Genomic DNA, 3,775 nt, shown 5'->3' with positions numbered 1-3,775 from the left:
CGCCGCGGCCGGACCCCCTGTGCCTGCGGCCGCGCCCCCGGCGGCGGCGCCCGCGCCGTCCGCCCCCGCGTGCCCCGTGCCCCCGCGCGGTGCACCCGCGGACGCGCCGTCCACCGCTCCCAGCGCCGGGTCCTGGGCCAGGATGGCCCGCTCCCGCGCCGTCAGCTCCGGGCCCGGCGCCAGGCCCAGCTCCCGGGCCAGGTGCCGGCGCAGTCCGCCGTACGCGGCCAGGGCCTCGCTCTGCCGCCCCGACCGGTACAGCGCCGTGATGTGCGCCGCGTGCAGCCGCTCCCGCAGCGGGTGCCGGTCCACCAGCACGCCCAGCTCCGCGGCGAGCGGCCCGTGCTCGCCGAGGGCGAGGCGCGCGTGCGCCAGCTCCTCGACCGCGGTCAGCCGGCTCTCCTCCAGGCGGGCCGCGCCGGCGCGGGCGAAGACCTCGTCGGCGACGTCCTCGTACGCGCCGCCGCGCCACAGCGCCAGCGCCTCCCGCAGCCGCCCGGCCCGTCCCTCCGGGCCGTCGGCCGTACGGGCCCGGGCGACGAGGGCGGTGAAGCGGCCGGCGTCCACGGACTCGGAGGGCACGGCGAGCCGGTAGCCGCCCTGTTCCCGTACGACCAGCTCGCGGGCGGCGGGCTCCGCGGCGGCGAGGGCGCGGCGCAGCTGCCAGACGCGGGTCTGCAGCGCCCCGGCCGGGTTCGCGGGGCGGGCGTCCGGGGGCCACAGGTCCTCGACGAGCCGGCCGGCGGAGACCGTGCGGCCCTCGTGCAGCAGCAGGTCCGCGAGCAGCGCGCGCACCTTCCGCTCGGCGACCCTGACCGGCTCGCCGGCGTCCGTCCACACCGCCAGTGGACCGAGGACCCCGAATCGCATGCCTCAACGGTACGCAGCGGGTCCGACAACGGCGTCCGAGAGCGGCTCTGGAGTGGACCGAGAGCGGCGGGCCGCAGAGTCGGTCCCGTAGCCGCCGACGGGGCCGCCGACGCCCCGCCTGCCCCGAAGGGACATGCCCGTGGACACCGACCTCACCCCCGCTCCCGAAGCACCCGGCGCCCCCGATCCCGGCGGCGCGGGCGGCACCGGCGGCACCGCCCGCACCGCCGAACGCGCCGGGCCGCGCGCGTGGGCCGGGCTCGCGGTGCTGGCCCTGCCCACCCTCCTCCTCGCCCTCGACCTCTCCGTCCTGCACCTGGCCGTGCCGCATCTGGCGGCCGATCTGCAGCCCACCAACACGCAACTGCTGTGGATCATCGACATCTACGGCTTCATGATCGCCGGCTTCCTCGTGACCATGGGCACGCTCGGCGACCGCATCGGCCGCCGCCGGCTGCTCCTCATCGGCGCCGCCGCCTTCGGCGCCGCGTCCCTCGCCGCGGCGTACGCGCCGGGCCCGGAGGCGCTGATCGTCGCCCGGCTGCTGCTGGGCGTGGCCGGCGCCACGCTGATGCCGTCGACGCTCTCCCTGATCAGCAACCTGTTCCTCGACCCGCGGCAGCGCGGCCTGGCGTTCGCGATCTGGGCGGCGATGTTCTCCCTCGGCGTCGCGCTCGGCCCGGTGCTGGGCGGGGTGCTGCTGGAGCACTTCTGGTGGGGTTCGGCGTTTCTGCTGGGCCTGCCGGTGATGGTCCTGCTGCTGGTGGCCGGGCCGCTGCTGCTGCCGGAGTCGCGGGATCCGGACGCCGGCCGCGTGGATCCCGCGAGCGTGCTGCTGTCGCTGGCGGCGATGCTTCCGGTGACGTACGCGATCAAGGAGCTGGCGCACGGGGTGGCGGTCGTGCCGCTGCTGGCCGCCGCGGGGGGAGCGGGCGCGGGAGCGGTGTTCCTGCGCAGGCAGCGGCGGTTGGCCGATCCGCTGCTGGACCTGGGGCTGTTCGCGGACCGGTCGTTCCGCGGCGCGCTGCTGATCGTGCTGGTCGCCACGGTGTCGGTCAGCGGCACGTATCTGTTCGTGACGCAGTATCTGCAGCTGGTGGAGGGGCAGTCGGCGTTCCGCGCGGGGCTGTGGCTGCTGCCGCCCGCGGCGGTGCTGATCGCCGCGTCGGTGGCGGCGCCGGTGTGCGCCCGCCGGTTCCGGCCGGGGCCGGTCATGGGTGCGGGGCTGGTGTCGGCGGCGGCGGGGTATCTGCTGCTGAGCCGGGTCGAGCCGGGCGGGGCGGGGGACATCGCGGTGATCGTGGTGGCGTACGCGCTGGTGAACTCGGGCATCGGCCCGGTGCTGGCGCTCGGTACGGAACTGGTCGTCGGCGCGGTGCCGCCGGAGAAGGCGGGGGCGGCGTCGGCGATCAGCGAGACGAGTTCGGAGCTGGGCGTGGCGCTGGGTGTCGCGGTGCTGGGCAGCGTGGGCACGGCGGTGTACCGGGCCGACGTCGACGGCCGGGTGCCGGACGGCACGCCGGAGGCGGCGGCGGAAACGGCGCGCGACACCCTGGCGGGTGCGGCGGCCGTGGCGGAGGAGCTGCCGGAGCCGCTGGGCGCGGAGCTGCTGGGGGCGGCGCGGGAGGCGTTCGCGGGCGGGCTGGCGACGGTGGGCGTGATCGGCGCGGTGCTGTCGCTGGCGGTGGCGGCGGTGGCGTTCACCGCGCTGCGGGGCGGGGGCGCGGAGAAGTGAGCGCGGGGCGCGGTGGCGTGGGGGCGGCGGTGTACGGAGTCGGCCGGGGGCCCGCGGGCGGACGGGACGCGGGAGTACGGCGGTACGGCGTCGTGGGCGTACGGCGGGGACGGGACGCAGGCGTATGGCGGGGACGGGGCGTACGGCGTACGGCGTCGTGGGCGTACAGGACGGCGCCGTGGGCGTACGGGAGGGCGTCTTCGGCGTACGGAACGGCGCCGCGCGCTCCCGCGCCCCCGCCGGGTGCTCCGCGCCCCGGGCGGCACACCGGTCTCCCCTGTCACCGGGGACCGTTAGGCTGCCGGGAGGCACGAACGTTTTGCGCGCGCCGGACACGGGGCGGGCATCGAACGGCAGAGGGCAGCGTGGGGGAGAGCGAAGCGGGGGTCGGCCGGCGGCTTGCCGGGCGGTATCGCGTGGTGGGACAGCTCGGACGGGGCGGCATGGGCACGGTGTGGCGTGCCGTGGACGAGGTCCTGGGCCGGGAGGTGGCGGTCAAGGAACTGCGCGCGTTCGGGGAGGGCGCGGGACACGACGCGGCGGAGCTGCGTTTAAGGATGCAGCGGGAGGCGCGGGCAGCGGCCCGCGTCGACCATCCGGGCGTGATCGCCGTGCACGACGTCACGGAGCACGACGGCCGGCCCCTGATCGTGATGGAGCTGGTCGACGGGCCGTCGCTGGACGACGTCATACGTGAACGGGGCGTGCTGGACCCGGCGGAGGCCGCCGGGATCGGCGCGAAGGTCGTCGACGCGCTGGCCGCCGCGCACCGGGCGGGAGTCCTGCACCGCGACGTCAAGCCCGCCAACATCCTGCTCGCGCGCAGCGGCCGCGTGGTCCTCACCGACTTCGGGATCGCCGCGATGGACGACCCCGGCGACGACGGTTCGACGCGGCTGACCGCCCCGGGCGAGATGGTCGGCTCCATCGACTACCTGTCGCCCGAGCGGGCCCGCGGCGACCTGCCGGGACCGGCGTCGGACGTGTGGTCGCTGGGCGCGACGCTGTACGCGGCGGTAGAGGGCATCTCGCCGTTCCGCCGGTCGTCGACGTGGTCGACGATCAGCGCGATCGTCGTGGAGCCGCTGCCGGAGCCGCGGCGCGCGGGCGTGCTGGCGGGCGCTCTGCGGGAGCTGATGGACAAGGCCCCGGCGGTGCGCGCGGAGGCGC

3 protein-coding genes are annotated in these 3,775 nt (G+C 77.2%); 2 read left to right on the top strand and 1 reads right to left on the bottom strand.

Annotated features, from left to right (window positions below; translation table 11 throughout):
* Positions 1-870 (bottom strand): AfsR/SARP family transcriptional regulator (locus ABD317_RS34460; protein ID WP_344295416.1); only part of this gene is annotated, 870 nt, incomplete at its 3' end.
* 265 nt (positions 871-1,135) lie between these two features.
* On the opposite strand from ABD317_RS34460, the gene ABD317_RS34455 reads away from it, so the two are divergent.
* Complete coding sequence (locus tag ABD317_RS34455; protein WP_425582518.1) at positions 1,136-2,605, top strand: MFS transporter; 1,470 nt, start codon at positions 1,136-1,138, stop codon at positions 2,603-2,605.
* A 443-nt stretch (positions 2,606-3,048) separates the two neighbouring features.
* The coding region (locus ABD317_RS34450; RefSeq protein WP_344295418.1) for a serine/threonine-protein kinase at positions 3,049-3,775 on the top strand (727 nt) is incomplete at its 3' end.

The sequence above is a fragment of the Streptomyces synnematoformans genome, assembly GCF_039531005.1.
Taxonomy (GTDB): Bacteria; Actinomycetota; Actinomycetes; order Streptomycetales; family Streptomycetaceae; genus Streptomyces; species Streptomyces synnematoformans.
Note: the sequence above shows the minus strand (reverse complement) of the source record. Positions and strands in the feature narration are given on the sequence as shown.